The following is a 14414-nucleotide window of genomic DNA, read 5'->3' on the forward strand; positions in this document are numbered from 1 at the left end:
ATACCGTTTCCAAAAAGTAAGTTAAATATTTTACTTTTTGGAAACGGTATTTGTTGTTTATTGGCAAGTGCTTACGCACTTGCTGTTTATAGCATTTACAAAAATCCTTTTTGTAAATGCTATAAATCTCGGGTTGTTAGTTTACAACGCGATGAGGGATTTAACAACCATACTTAGTTTTATTCGAGTAATCGCAACTACTTAAGTTTTTATGGAGATACCTTCGGTGGAAGTAGTAATTGCGGTGGGCTCAAATCTAGGTGATCGGCTTAGCAATATTTATGAGGCTAAGAAGAGAGTTGAGGCTAGGCTGGGTAAAATAGTTGCGTGTTCGAGTATTTGGCAGACGGAGCCTGTGGTGGCAAGTGGTCGGGATTCCAATGAAGAGCCTGTTTATTTGAATTTGGTAATGGTTGTTGAAACGCGGATGCAGATTTATCGAGTGCTCGATCTCTTACTAGAGATTGAGATAGAACTAGGCAGAAATCGAGATAAGCAGATTTTAAAGTGGGCTTCGCGCACGATTGATCTAGATATTATAGCTTGTGGCGATCTGACGATTAGTTCGGAACGGCTCACTATACCGCATTTGGAAATGCACAAGAGACTTTTTGTTTTAGGGCCGATGATGGAAATCCGTCCTATGTGGCGTCATCCAGTATTGGGAAAAACCGTTGAGGAGCTACGTCGCAGCTTGCCCTGAAATCGCGGCCTTAGGGGAACACTTAGCTGGATGCTCGCGAAGGCAAAACAGCCTTTAGCATTCGGCATAACTGATGTGATTGCTCGCAGGAGAGTAGGAGAGACGCGATAAAATAAGTGGCCATGCCGAGCGGAATTCCCAGCGCTAACATTAGCCAGGGCGCGCAATTAAGCGATGCAATCGGCTTAATCACTAGGCACATAGCGGTGGATGCAAGTAGGGATTTTAAAACTGGCACTGAGATGGTTTTTAGTGAAGCATTGGGAACAATTACATGCCGAAAGGCTAAGAGCGTAAAAAATGAAATAAAGGCTCCTAAGCTGCCAGCAAGGGCTAGCCCAACATGCCCGAAATTAAAGATTGCGAACTTGTTTTGCAAGAACGCCAGATAGCTTGCAAACTGTGAATCAGGCACTATCACAGAAGGCCCCATTAGCAGGAAGGCAAATAGAAGGTTTAAGACCAGAGACAGGCAGCTAGTAACGCTTGGCAAAAGTGAGTTCTTTCTAGCAAGAAAGGCCCGCACCAAGACGCTTTGACAACTGACCGGCCAAAGGCCGATGCTAAATGCCATTACAGCAGTCGCAGTGGCCTGAGCATCTAAAGTCGAAAACCTACCGTGTTGATAAACTGTGCTAACTATCGCTTCAGAGAAAATAATCAAGCCAGCCGTGGCCGGTATCGTTACATAACTGACCCAGGCAAGCATGTTGACTAGCTGCCTACCCAAGCCATCAAAGTCGCCACTAGCAGCAAGTCTGGATAAAGCAGGCAAAAGAGCGGTCGCAATGGCGAGCGAATAAATTCCCAAGGGAAACTGGAAAAGGCGATCGGCATAATACAGCCACGTAACGCTTCCCTCAGCGCACATTGACGCTAATAGCGTGTTAATAAAAATCATTAGCTGGTAAACTGAGGAACTAAGTATTGATGGCAACATCAATTTGCAGAGTTGCTTAACAGCCCTCGAACGAAAAGGCGAGGATAAATGCATTGCGAAATTTAACTTCTTTAGCAAGCATAGCTGCGGAATTAGTGCGAATAAACCTCCTACTAAAACTGCGAATGCCAGCACATAAATTGGCTCCGTTGGGAATATAGGCGAAGCTAAGACGCAGACAATAATGGCCGCATTTAATATGGCTGGAGAAAGAGATGGCCAAGCAAAATAACCCAGCGAATTTAAAATGCTCGAGGCAAGCGCCAATAAACTAACTAAAACGACATAAGGCAACATCACTTGTGTCAACCAGGCCGCAAGCCGAGTTTTCTCAGTCCCAGGCCCAAACCCTGGCGCAAAGAGAACGGTAATCTCTTCGGCGTATATAACCCCCAAAAAAGTAAGTGTAACTGTAAGCAACAACGTAAAGGCGGTAACCGCCCCAACTGCCTTCCTCGCATCATCCGTCGACTGAGAAAGCTCGTGTGTAAAAACCGGCACAAATGCAGTCGATAAAGATCCTTCAGCCACCAGCCTGCGCAATAAATTTGGAATTCTAAATGCTACGTAAAAAGCATCCGTAGCCAGGCCAGCTCCAAAATAAGAAGCTACAATCATGTCTCGAAAAAGGCCTAAAATCCGACTGGCTAAGGTCGTAATCCCAACTACGCCCGTGGCACGGGCAATTTCTCGAGAAGATTTCATATAAAACCGCTACCTAAATCTCTGAAAAAATTACATTATTTGCAGACAGTGTTTCTGTCCGTGGATTAGAGCAATTTCGCCTTGCGTCGCACAATACATCACAACAGCAGTTGAATATAGTGTAATAGCATGCTAGCATATACACCATTGTTTTTTTACTCACCTCTTGCGCAATCTTTGGTGACCTCAAGCTGAATGTTAAAGCTAATGGGTTAGTGGTGGTTGCTTAGTGCACTTCTACTGCAAGGGAGCGGATTAACCAAGGAACATAAGGAGCTTATAAATTGGAAGGTACAGCACAAGCAGCATCATCTCTGGATGCTGATGAAAATAATTCACAGGGCGGCAATAATAGGAAAGAGGGAGCACAAGTTGCCGATAGTGCTCAGTCATCTGATTCTCGAAATCCAAATAATCAATCGAGAACTTCAAAGTCTAAAGTGCAAACTGCTTCGGGCGAACCAAAGCAAGCTGATTTACCGGTTCGGCCAGCGGCAGAGATTACTCTGCAAACACTACTTCAGGCAGGCGCGCATTTTGGTCATCAGACTAGTCGATGGCACCCATTAATGGCACCGTACATACACTCATCTCGTAATGGAATTCACATCATTAGCCTGCCATTAACGGTCCAATGTTGGGAGCGCACGCGTCGAGCGATAGTAGACTGCGTGGCAAATGGAGGTTCTGTGCTATTCGTTGGGACAAAAAAACAAGCGCAGGACGCTGTTGTCGACGAAGCGAAGCGTTGTGGGGCGTATTACGTGCATAAGCGTTGGCTCGGTGGAATGATTACTAACTTTCAAACCATTAGAAAAAGTATCGAGCGCATGAAAAAGCTCGAGACGTTACTTTGCGATAACGATCAAAGGGGAAAGTATACCAAGAAGGAGTTGCTCTTAATGGATCGCGAGCGCGAGAAATTAGATTTCTCCCTTGGCGGGATACGCGACATGTATGGACCACCGGGAATGATGTTTGTCATCGATACTAGGCGAGAAGATATAGCCGTGAAGGAAGCACAGCGCATGGATATTCCCATCGTGGCATTGGTCGATACTAACTGCGATCCTACGCAGATCGATTATCCAGTTCCTTCTAACGACGATGCTACGCGTGCAATCAGGCTTTTTTGCGAAGGAGTGTGCGATGCCATTCTTGAGGGCAAGCGCGAGTATCACGCGCGTCAGCGACAAAGCCGCATGAATAAAGCTGCAGTCGAGCAACCAGCGGCTGAAGGTGGCAGCATCACTTCGGGCGATGCTGGCGGCACGACGTCGGCTACGGCTGGATCGTAGCAGTCTGCGACATCACTTATAAACTAAATAGTGCGCGTGCATAAAAGTAGCGCGCCGCACTATTGGGTTAAACAAATGTTACACTTGTAGGACAAAAGAGGTTGTATGGCTGAAATAACAGCGCAAATGGTAAAGGAACTTAGGGAACTTACATCTGCGGGAATGATGGATTGCAAAAAGGCTCTTTCCGAAAGCGGCGGCAGCATGGAAGGTGCTATTGAGTTGCTTCGAAAAAAGGGGCTTAAGGATGTTACTAAGCGGGCTGGAAGAGTTGCAGCGGAGGGTTGCATTTACTCGTACATTCATACCGGCAACCAAATTGGTGTTATGCTTGAGTTAAACTCTGAGACGGATTTTGTGGCACGTGGGCAGGAGTTTAACGATCTGGCGCGCACGATAGCTATGCATGTCGCTTGGGCTAAGCCTTTATATCTCAGTCGCGAAGACGTATGCTCCGAGGTTTTGGAGAAAGAGAAAGATATTTTTCGCGCGCAACTTACACCACAACAGCAGAACGTTGCCGACAAGATTATTAGCGGCAAGCTTGAAAAGTTTTATGCTGAAAATGTATTGCTCGAGCAGTTAGATGCGCGAGATCCGGCTTCTAAAAAGTGCATTGGCGACTTGATTACCGAACTGAGTGCCAAGGTAGGCGAAAAAATTGTGTTAAAGAGATTTGTGAGATTTGAAGTTGGCGAAGGCGTGCAACAGAATGAGTCCACGGATGAATGAAAAACTTGGGGATTCAAAAACGTGGCTTATAAGCGCATATTACTTAAACTGAGCGGAGAAGTCCTCTGCGGCGATAGGGGCTTTGGTGTGGATCCGGACGTGTTGTCGCGTCTGGCGGGCGAAATTTCCACAACTCATTCTCATGGAATTGAAATTGGCATAGTGATTGGCGGTGGTAACATTTTCCGTGGCGTGTCGGCTAGCGTTAGTGGCATGGAACGAGTTTCTGCTGATTACATGGGAATGTTGGCTACGGTCATTAATGCCTTAGCCATGCAGGATGCATTGGAGCGAGGCGGAGTTCAGACGCGAGTAATGTCTGCCGTTGCAATGAATCAAATCTGCGAACCTTTTATCACTCGTCGAGCGCGTCGTCATCTCGAAAAGGGTAGGGTGGTCTTATTTGCTTGTGGCACCGGTAACCCCTATTTTACTACAGATACGGCTGCGGCACTGAGAGCAATGGAAATTCAGGCCAACATCATACTAAAGGCTACTAAAGTTGACGGTGTATTCGACAAGGATCCTTTTAAAGATAAGAATGCAGTGATGTACGATACTATTTCTTTTATGGATGTCCTCAAGAATAAGATTCAAGTCATGGATTGGACTGCAATCTCGCTCTGCATGGAGCAAGGGATACCTATACGGGTGTTTAACGTGCATGGAGCAGGTAATATTCTTAGAGCGGTAAAGGGAGAAAATATAGGAACATTTGTTTCTAATAGTGCGTGAGAGTAACTATGGCTGAGGATCCAATTAAGAATATACTGGCCGATCATAGCAGTAAGTGTGCTAAGTCGCTTGAGGCTTTTAAGCGCGATTTGGCGAAAGTTCGAACTGGTCGAGCGTCTAGTGGTCTGGTTGAAGGCATAGTGGTGGAATACTACGGTGCGAAAATGCCTGTTAACCAACTCGCCCAAATTACTACGCCAGAAGCTCGATTAATTGTTTTGCAAGTTTATGACATGAATGCGGTTTCGGCAGTACAAAAGGCCATTCAAGCTTCGGGCCTTGGCTTTAATCCTTCCAGTGAGGGAAATCTAGTTCGCATAGTGGTTCCTGCACTGACAGAGGATAGCCGCAAGGATTTGATCAAACATCTGCACAAGATGGCAGAAGAAATAAAGGTTTCTATTCGCAATCATCGCCGCGATGCCAATGATGCAATAAAGAAGCACGAAAAAGATGGAACGGTGAGCAAAGACGCCTCGCAACGCTCCCAGGAGAGCGTGCAAAAGCAGACCGACTCGTCCATAGCTCAAGTCGATAAAGGTTTAACAGCAAAAGAAGCCGAAATAATGGAAGTTTAAGTATGAGCGATGCTGTTCAGATGGAACATTTGTCCTCGGTTCCTCGGCACGTTGCTATCATTATGGACGGCAATGGTAGATGGGCTCAGTCTCGCGGTTTAAAGCGCATTGAGGGCCATAAGGCGGGGGCAAAGAGTGTAAGAGCGGTAGTGGAGGAGAGTCGTCGCCTGGGAATAGAATACCTTACACTATTTAGCTTTTCCACAGAAAACTGGCAGCGCTCTAAAGACGAAGTGGACTCCCTGATGCAGCTTTTTAAGCAGTATTTGGATTCGGAACTTAGCGATTTGTTAAAAAACGATATTCGCTTGCGTGCCGTCGGAGATTTGGGGCGACTTCCCAGCTATGTGCGCGTGGCGCTCGAGAGGAATATCGAGAGCACAAAGAGCAATAAGGCGTTGGAGCTAGTATTGGCCATTAGCTACGGTGCGAGAGAAGAGATTTTAGCGGCCGCAAAAAGCATTGCGACCAAAGTTAAGGATGGCAAGCTGGATGTTCGGCATATTACGGTCGATGATTTCTCTTCTTCGCTGTGGACGTCTGGCATTCCGGATCCCGATTTGTTAATTCGCACTAGTGGCGAAATGAGAGTTTCTAATTTTTTGTTGTGGCAAATTGCGTATAGCGAAATAGTTGTTACTGAAGAGCTCTGGCCTGACTTCGACAAGGGAGTTTTCCTCGAATGCATTGCTAGATTTCAGCAGCGCGAACGGCGATTTGGCTTAACCAAAGAACAGATCGAGCTGCAAAAAAATGGCGGCGGTAGTACCAGTAGTAAGGAGGCCGACCAAATAGGCGTTCTATCGGCTGAAGGCAAGGCGCAAATTGGGCTTCATTTAAAGGAATGAAGGCGGCAAAATGTTGCGAGAGCGATTGATTACTGCCGGTATCCTCCTGCCCCCTATTGCATTAATATTATATCTTGGCGGTTACTTCTTAGTTTCTCTAAGCATCGCTTGCTTCCTCATCATAAACTATGAGTTTTTCTCGTTTACTTGCTCATATTCGCGGCGAGAAATACTGCGCCTAACCATCTGCAGTTTCTTAATGCCGCTCGGATATTGCTGGCGTGGTTGGGAAGGACTTGCGCTAGCGTTTATTTTAGCCGTTTATGTTGCCTTGGTGTTACAAGTTGTGATTGTCGAACGAGAGGCTCACGAGCCTAATTATAGTCGATCGTTGCCTGCATCAATGCTGGGATTTTGCTATACGGGTTTGTTGGGAAGTTTGATGATTATCTATGCAAGCAAGAGCCAAGCTCATATTATGGTTACTTGGCTCCTTGCTTTAGTCATATTTTCTGATAGCGGAGCGTATTTTGGTGGGCGCTTTTTTGGTGGCGATAAACTCGCACCACGGATAAGTCCAAATAAGACTATATCTGGCGCAATTAGCGGAATGCTCTGTGCGTTGTTTGGTTCGCTCCTTTTTTCCTATATTCTAGAGTTACCGGTGAGCGTTTCACTGCTGATCCCATTTTCGATAGTTGCGGGTGTTCTTGCGCAAATTGGCGATTTAGTGCAGTCGATGATTAAACGAGCGTTTGGCGTAAAAGATGTTTCTAACCTTTTGCCGGGTCACGGTGGGCTGCTCGACCGCATAGATGCCTTTTTGTTTGCCCTTCCAGTCTTGTTTTTTCTATCTTAGGGGAAAATTTTAAGTGTCGCTCAAACATGGAAATATTGCAGTCGTTGGTTCTACGGGATCAATTGGCAAGCAAACTCTTGATGTGGTTCGCTTGCATCCGGACAAGTTTTGCGTGAAAGCTTTGGCTGCAAGGCGCGACGTCGAAACTTTAGTCAGGCAGGTGCGGGAATTTTCTCCGGAATACGTTGCGGTATTAGATGATAGCTCACGAAAAACTCTCCAGCGCGAAGTCGGGACTTCCTGTATTGTAGAGTCAGGCGAGGAAGCAATTTGCACGGCTGCCACTTTGCCGTCAGTAAATATCGCAGTTGCTAGTATTGTGGGGTTTGCAGGACTTCGATCGGTAATTGCAGCCATTAAGGCGCATAAGCATGTAGCTTTGGCTAATAAGGAGTCGCTCGTTGCGGGCGGTGCGCTGGTGAATGCGGTCCTTAAACAAAGCTCGTCGGTGCTAATACCCGTAGATTCTGAGCACAGCAGCATATATCAGTGTTTAAATCGCGGAGTTGCTGGAAATGGAAATGTTGGCGCTGCTAGTTGTGGCATAACAAAAATTGTTCTTACCGCTTCTGGTGGGCCGTTTTTTAAAATGGATGCTAGAGATTTTTCGCGCATTACAGTCTCTCAGGCATTAAACCACCCGCGATGGAGCATGGGCGCAAAAATTTCCATTGATTCGGCGACTTTGATGAACAAGGGTTTAGAGGTTATAGAAGCTGCTCATTTGTTTGATTTACCGGCGGAGCAAATTGATATTCTCATTCATCCGCAAAGCATAGTTCATGGATTGGTCGAGTACAAAGACGGCACGGTAATAGCGGCACTGTCTGAGACTGATATGCGCGTTCCGATTTCGTATGCGCTAGGGAATCTTTATGAACGCGTTTGTCCGAATGGGTCACGCGCAGACGTGGCGGCGGGTGGGCGCATTGCAAACGGAGTGTCGGTTTTGGATTTAGCAAAGCGCAGTCCGCTCGAGTTTTTTTCGCCGGATAGGGATAAATTTAAAGCCTTAGATCTTTGCTATAGTGCGCTTAGAACCGGCCCATCTGCTACTGTCGTGCTAAATGCTGCTAATGAAGTAGCGGTCGAGGCTTTTTTGGGACAGGAAATTGGTTTTCGGCAAATTTGCGATGTCGTTGAATCGACATTGGAGGGCCATGCAGCAAAACCAGTGGAAGATATAGAGAGTATTATGGTGCTCGATTCATGGGCTCGCCAATACGCATCTAATCAGATACATTCATTTAGGGCGTAGGCGGGCGAGTGGTGTAGCCGCCTAGTAAAATGAGAGCAATTAGTAAGAAAGCGAAACAGTTTTTATTCACCTATGATATCTAACTCCTTAGTGTTTATCGTCGTTTTGGGAATTCTAATATCAGCTCATGAATTCGGGCACTTCATTGTTGCCAAGTTGTGCGGGGTAGGGGTGCTTAGATTTTCTATTGGTTTTGGGCCGGCGATATTGAAATGGAAGTGGGGAGAGACGCGTTACAGTATTAGCCTAATACCGCTTGGTGGCTACGTGCGAATGGTTGGCGATATGCCAGAAGTCCTCAGTGGACCTCAGGCTACGGATGAGGCTGTGCGGAAAGGAGATTCTGCGAATTCTCACGAGCAAACGGAGAAGTCTGATTTATCGCCAGAGGAGCGGGCGCTTTCTGCCGATCGCTCGCGGTGGTTTATAGAAAAACCGCTCTTGCAGAGAAGCGCCATAGTTTTTGCCGGGCCTTTATTTAATTTTTTACTCGCCTGGCTAATGGTTACTAGTTGCATAGCAGTTTTTGGTCAGGAAAAGGTGGATGAGGCTCCAGTAATCGGCTCGACGATGGCTGGTTATCCAGCCGAAGCTGCCGGCATCAAAGCACAAGACCGTGCGGTTCTACTTAACGGCAGTGCAGTTGAGTCATGGTTGGATCTATCTGAGCGAATTCGCAGCGGAGATGGTAGCGAGATATCCATAAAAGTTTTACGGGCTGGCGAGGAGCTCGAGTTTAGTGTGAAGCCGCAAAGAAAGGAGATAGGTAGTGGCAGTGATGCTGAGGCGTTTTATTTAATCGGCATTGGTCCAAGCTTACTTCGACATGACGCGACGATTGGAGAGGCGACAGCTTCCGGACTTATTTGGATCTATGGCTGGACGGCTAAGACCCTTGGGGGGTTATGGGGGATGATTAGCGGACAGGTGTCGCCCAAAGAATTGGCTGGACCAATATTTATTTTTCAGGAAGCTGGAAGACAGGCCCAAAAAGGCGTAGAGCAGTTGGTTTATTTTGTCGCAGTTTTAAGTATTAGTTTGGCGGTGCTCAATTTACTGCCAATACCAGTGCTAGATGGTGGGCACTTGCTATTTTTCTTACTCGAAGCGATCATGGGGCCAATAAGCATTAAGAAGAGAGAAATAGCACAGCAAGTGGGACTCGTCTTCTTGCTCCTCTTAATGGGACTTGCGATACGAAATGACATCGTGCGCAAGCTGGATATCGAAGACGGTTCCTCAAGCGATGCGGCTTCCGATACTTCGAATGTAAAGTGATTTGTTACTGTATATGTCGCTATAGAGATGGGCATTGTACTAGGCATTGATACAACGGAGCGATCTTGTAGCGTATCGCTAGTTAGTTCCGGGAGTTCTCTGGCTCAGAGAATGTCTTTTGATACAGTGGCTACTGAGCAAGCACTCGCATTGATTTTTGACACACTAAGAGACGCGGAAGTTGGACTAGAACGGGTTTCAAAAATAGCCGTGGCTGTAGGCCCCGGCAGTTTCACAGGAATTAGGTCTGGGGTATCTATTGCATATGGCTTAAGCTGTGGACTAGATGGAGTCCCCGTTTGTGGCGTGTCTGTTTTGTGCGCGCGGGCATTGCCATATAGGAGCGCGGCTAGTTTTCTAATACCGATACTCACCGCGAGCAATACAGAAAAATTCTACTGCATATACGCTTCAAATCAGACAAATTTGTCTCATTTTCCTCAGGTTGGAATGCTTAAGATTGCTAGTAACGAATGTTTGGAGGATTGTTTGAGTACTGACATGCTTAAATGCCTTAAGGATCTAAACATAAAGACTGATAATCCAGAAAGTTGTTTTAGGAAAATAGAAGTAGATTTTTCGGCTTCGCCATCTTGCCTAGCGGAGGTAGATTTTCCAGCTACATTGGTAGCTAAATGCGCGGAAATTGTGCCCGCTAGTACTACGGCGATAAGCGGCGCTTTTTTGTGGAAGGAGGGTGCAAAGCTTTTGGAACTGCTATACGTTAAGGATGCCAATGCTAAGACATTGGTCGAGCGGCAATTGGCGCGTTGCGACCAAACTCATAACTTGTGCCCTTAAGTTGAAATTGGGGAAAAATGTTACGTTTATCGCTATGATTGCTAGCTCTTGACTAAATGGCTTTCCTAGAACTAACTCTTTATTCGTTTTTTCTTTTCGCAATTTTTCTTTTTTTGTTTATTCCGGCTGGTGCGCTAGTAGCGGAAAAGCTACTTAGCTCTGAAAGTGTGAATATTCGCCTATTGGCGGCAGTTGCCGTCTCGCTGGTTCTTTACAGTGGCCTAATTGCTATATTGCTGCTTTTCGGCGCTTCTCCTTTGTTCTTGGGAATTGCGTTAATGGCAATGAGTTCCGTTTGCTTTGGCTGTTGGCTACGCGCAGGGCTTTATCGAATGCTGTTCCGCGGGGAAATCGCCCAAGGGATTTTAATATTGGGAATGTTATTTTTTTCCTCGCAGGTAACACTAAGCTTTCCCGACGGCGATATTAGAAAAGCCTCTCCAGTAAGTACGATGCTCACCACAAACCTGCCAGTGGACGTGTTGATTTCGTATAATTTTTCGCGCTACCTTTTAGAAGACATAGATTTTGACAGCCTCGAAGTTGTCCCAACGTGGCAGTCGCTCTCACGTGGCCCTGTAGCCGGCATTTTAACTGCTGGTGTCTTGGCAATGCTTGGCTTAGAAGAGACATCCCCTTGGCTACTCGTTTCGGGTGTGCCGTTTTTTGTTTATCAAGCCCTTCTTGCTTTCCTCAATATACTTGCCGTATTTGCTGTTTGGAACCTAAGTGTTAACTACTTTAACGTCGTGTCGGCAAGATATGCTACCGCTTTAATGTCTTCTACATATTTCTTTTTTATAAACAGCATTTTTGCATGGCCTAAATTTCTCATGGGTTTTTTTGTCGCCGTTGCGATAGCCGTATTCCGGACTGGGAAGCATCCCATGTTGACAGGGATTTTGTTAGGAGCGGCTTTCTTAAGCCACGATTCGGGACTGTTTGCCATAGCTTCTTTTTTTTCTCTGCAATTCTGCAGTGCTGTTTTTAGCAAGCTCCGAGGGGTTAAGCTAGGGGATGTTTCTCTGCGAAATGCGTTTATCGCGATATTGGGCGACATTGTGCCTACAATTCTTTCTTTCGTTGGAACTGTGTTGCCATGGTTTTTGTTAAAATTAAACTCCGCACAGCAGTCGACGCGTGGCATTTACTATCTTCTCTTTTGCTACTTTGGAATGGACGCAGACACTTTGCCATTAAGATCGGTCTTGAAGTGGTATCTTGAGCAACAGTCGTTTGCAGAAATGCTAAGTGCTAGAATGAGCAATTTGTTTTATCCCTTCGATTTGGAGTCTTTGCTAACGGCGGTTCGTAGCTACTGGTTAGAGCCGCTTAAGTTGATTAATCACATAGGAACGGCCTCTTTCTATGGGTTTTTTGTGTCCTTGGGATTAATATTTGTCGGCCTTTTATTTTACGGCTTTGCAAAGAATTTCTCAAATAAAAATATGCTTTTTGTGTTTGGAGTTTCGTTTGGCTCACTTTTATTTGCGAGCCTCGCTACGGCATGTAGTTCGGCAACCGTAAATCACATCTGGGTATATCCTGCCTTTATTTGTGCAGCCATATATGCAGGGGCGGGTGTGTATTCGCTCGGGAAGCTAGGCGCAATACTTTGTGGTGTTGGTATCGGCATTAATTTGGCTTCGAGTTTTGTGGCTTATCAATATCACTCTATTGGGCGGGTGTATCTGCATGCGTCCGATGTGTATTCTTGTTTGCAGATAGGTGCTATGCTCTTTGCGTGTGCGTGCTGTTTATTGCCAGTTCGCTTTAGTGGCACGTGGGGATTAAAATTAAGCGCTTAAGATAGACGACAAACTTACAAATGAACAAGTATCTGGGAAATAATTTGTTAAGTTTAGGGCTTGCGATTGTAGTTTCGCTTACTATTTCTATTGCGATGAGGCAAAGTTTTATGTCGCTGCAGGATCCTAAGATGAGTTCTTTATTTAAGGGAGAACGTCGGACATTTCAGCAAACCATCGTTAACGATGCTAGTCAATTTGCAAGCGGCCACCAGCCGCAACTAAGTAGAGACGGGAAAAGAATTTCGTTTGTTGCTAGCAGTAGTGGCAATAAAAGCCGCGTTTATGTTTGGCAGGAAGGGTTTGGCTATAGTGCGATATCGGCCGAGTTGTCGTCGATCATGGGAACTCCAGAGCTTTCAGGGGATGGCTTAAGTGTTATCTTTTTAGGTCGAGCCGATGGTGCTCCGGTCGATAAGTTTAGCTTGTACCTTTGGAGCGATGGATACGGCGTAACTGAGTTACTTAGCTCTGCATTTGTTGGTTTATGGGGCTACAATTTATCTCAAGATGGATCTCGTGCTGTGTTTATACCTCTTAGCGGCGAGTCTCGTTTCTTGAAAAATTGTGGGGGAGTAAAGTGCCGTGAGGGTCAGGTGTTGTTAATGGATTTTGTTTTACCGGTTAGTGCGAGCGTGGATGGAAGTATTCGCGATAAGGAAAGGATGACTTATTCCATTCGCGAGTTGTCGGCAGTTAGTGGCTCCGAGGATTTTTTGGGGGCTGCCGTTAATGGGACGGAAGCTTCGGTTCTTTTAAGTAGATCAATTGTCGATAAGGGCGGAAAGGAAGGAGGTGTCGAGCTCAGTGTACGAAAAGTAGTGCTAGGTGGGATTGATATTTCATGGGATGTGGACGGAGATGGAGCGCGAGATCTGTTGTTGTTTCAGCACACGAGTGCCGATCCGTTGTGGCACATTCATACGGTTGGTGGGGTCTACGGAGCTGTGAGAAAGGCAACGGCGTATAGCGATGGTTACAGTAGTTGGAGGCTTGGTGCAGGTGGTTCGGTTCCAGTAGCGGGGGATTACAATGGCGACGGCATTTTGGATTTTGCTACGTATCGTCCGGAACGATTAGCTCGGTGGACTTTAAATGAAGCTAATTGGAATATTTATTTATCAGCCGATAGCGATCGCATGCGAGCTTTGCCGGGTGAAGGGGTGTCTCGCGGTGTGGCGCTTTTTTGGGGGGAGGGTGATGCGAAGGCCACGCCTGGAGATTTTGATGGAGATGGTGCGACTGATGTTGCCGTCTATAGTCCTTCGAGTGGGGCTTGGCAGATAATGTTTGCGCGTGGCAGGTTTAACCAGGTTAAGGCATCGCTAGGCTTAAATGGCTATGGCACGCAAGTGCTGTGGGGTGGGGGCATACCGGTGGTGGGCGATTATAATGGAGATGGGCAGAGCGATCTTGGGCTGTGGGAGGAGCCCGCGGTGTCGTCGAATGCAAAGGCTAGGTGGAAAATCTTTTATCTTGCCGATCGCGGAGGGAAGAAAAGGCGACCGCGAGTGCTTGAGTTCGGAAGATTTGGGGACATTCCAGTGCCAGCGGATTATAATGGCGATTCGATTACTGATATTGCAGTTTTTCGTCCTTCCAATCGCACATGGTTTATTCGCTTTTCGGAAAACAATGTTCGACAGTTCCAGTGGGGGATTGAATCGCCTTCTTTTCCAGTTCCAGCGGATTACGACGGCGACGGCCTTGCAGATTTTGCCTTTTACATATTCGATGCGTCGCCAAGATGGCAGTTCTATTCGTCTAGTACGCCTACAAAAGTTGCTGAAATAATGCCGAATACCAACGCAGTAGTAACCTCCTTCGGTTTCGGAAACCCCGAAGCATTTCCACAGCAGCAATGGCTCTGGAAGCATTACCGCAACGAGCTTTGAGCATTGTGCGTCATAACCCAAAGCTTACCCCCAAAA

13 protein-coding genes are annotated in these 14414 nt (G+C 46.4%); 12 read left to right on the plus strand and 1 reads right to left on the minus strand.

Features of this window, described 5'->3' with window-relative positions:
• Positions 1-226: 226 nt before the first annotated feature.
• Positions 227-703 carry a 2-amino-4-hydroxy-6-hydroxymethyldihydropteridine diphosphokinase gene (gene folK / locus IT291_06315; protein ID MCC6220834.1) on the plus strand — a complete coding sequence of 159 codons (477 nt, stop codon included), beginning with the start codon at positions 227-229 and terminating at the stop codon, positions 701-703.
• A 22-nt stretch (positions 704-725) separates the two neighbouring features.
• Here folK and murJ read toward each other — a convergent pair whose 3' ends face one another.
• Positions 726-2348 (minus strand): murein biosynthesis integral membrane protein MurJ, encoded by a 1623-nt coding sequence (gene murJ / locus IT291_06320; protein MCC6220835.1) that lies wholly within the window; start codon positions 2346-2348, stop codon positions 726-728.
• 440 nt (positions 2349-2788) lie between these two features.
• Between murJ and rpsB the strand changes: the two genes are divergently transcribed.
• The 11 genes from rpsB to IT291_06375 all read left to right on the plus strand — a co-directional run bounded on the left by rpsB (position 2789) and on the right by IT291_06375 (position 14378).
• Complete coding sequence (rpsB, locus tag IT291_06325; protein ID MCC6220836.1) at positions 2789-3646, plus strand: 30S ribosomal protein S2; 858 nt, start codon at positions 2789-2791, stop codon at positions 3644-3646.
• Positions 3647-3751: 105 nt separating this feature from the next.
• A complete protein-coding gene (tsf, locus tag IT291_06330) occupies positions 3752-4378 on the plus strand; it encodes a translation elongation factor Ts (protein MCC6220837.1) in 627 nt (208 codons plus the stop codon).
• Between the two features lie 21 nt (positions 4379-4399).
• Positions 4400-5113, plus strand: coding sequence for a UMP kinase (locus tag IT291_06335; GenBank protein MCC6220838.1), 714 nt, complete (start codon positions 4400-4402; stop codon positions 5111-5113).
• Positions 5114-5121: 8 nt separating this feature from the next.
• On the plus strand, positions 5122-5691 hold the full coding sequence (gene frr / locus IT291_06340) for a ribosome recycling factor (GenBank protein ID MCC6220839.1): 570 nt from the start codon (positions 5122-5124) through the stop codon (positions 5689-5691).
• A 2-nt stretch (positions 5692-5693) separates the two neighbouring features.
• Positions 5694-6539, plus strand: a complete 846-nt coding sequence (locus IT291_06345) for an isoprenyl transferase (GenBank protein ID MCC6220840.1) — start codon at positions 5694-5696, stop codon at positions 6537-6539.
• 10 nt (positions 6540-6549) lie between these two features.
• Positions 6550-7338, plus strand: coding sequence for a phosphatidate cytidylyltransferase (locus IT291_06350; protein ID MCC6220841.1), 789 nt, complete (start codon positions 6550-6552; stop codon positions 7336-7338).
• A 13-nt stretch (positions 7339-7351) separates the two neighbouring features.
• Positions 7352-8596, plus strand: coding sequence for a 1-deoxy-D-xylulose-5-phosphate reductoisomerase (locus tag IT291_06355; GenBank protein MCC6220842.1), 1245 nt, complete (start codon positions 7352-7354; stop codon positions 8594-8596).
• A 72-nt stretch (positions 8597-8668) separates the two neighbouring features.
• Positions 8669-9874, plus strand: coding sequence for an RIP metalloprotease RseP (gene rseP / locus IT291_06360; protein MCC6220843.1), 1206 nt, complete (start codon positions 8669-8671; stop codon positions 9872-9874).
• A gap of 27 nt (positions 9875-9901) precedes the next feature.
• A complete protein-coding gene (gene tsaB / locus IT291_06365) occupies positions 9902-10675 on the plus strand; it encodes a tRNA (adenosine(37)-N6)-threonylcarbamoyltransferase complex dimerization subunit type 1 TsaB (GenBank protein MCC6220844.1) in 774 nt (257 codons plus the stop codon).
• Positions 10676-10731: 56 nt separating this feature from the next.
• Entirely contained in the window at positions 10732-12483 is a 1752-nt protein-coding gene (locus IT291_06370) for a hypothetical protein (GenBank protein MCC6220845.1), read from the plus strand.
• A gap of 20 nt (positions 12484-12503) precedes the next feature.
• Positions 12504-14378, plus strand: coding sequence for a VCBS repeat-containing protein (locus IT291_06375; GenBank protein ID MCC6220846.1), 1875 nt, complete (start codon positions 12504-12506; stop codon positions 14376-14378).
• The last annotated feature ends 36 nt before the right edge of the window (positions 14379-14414 follow it).

Source organism: Deltaproteobacteria bacterium (assembly GCA_020845775.1).
Classification (GTDB): domain Bacteria; phylum Bdellovibrionota_C; class UBA2361; order SZUA-149; family JADLFC01; genus JADLFC01.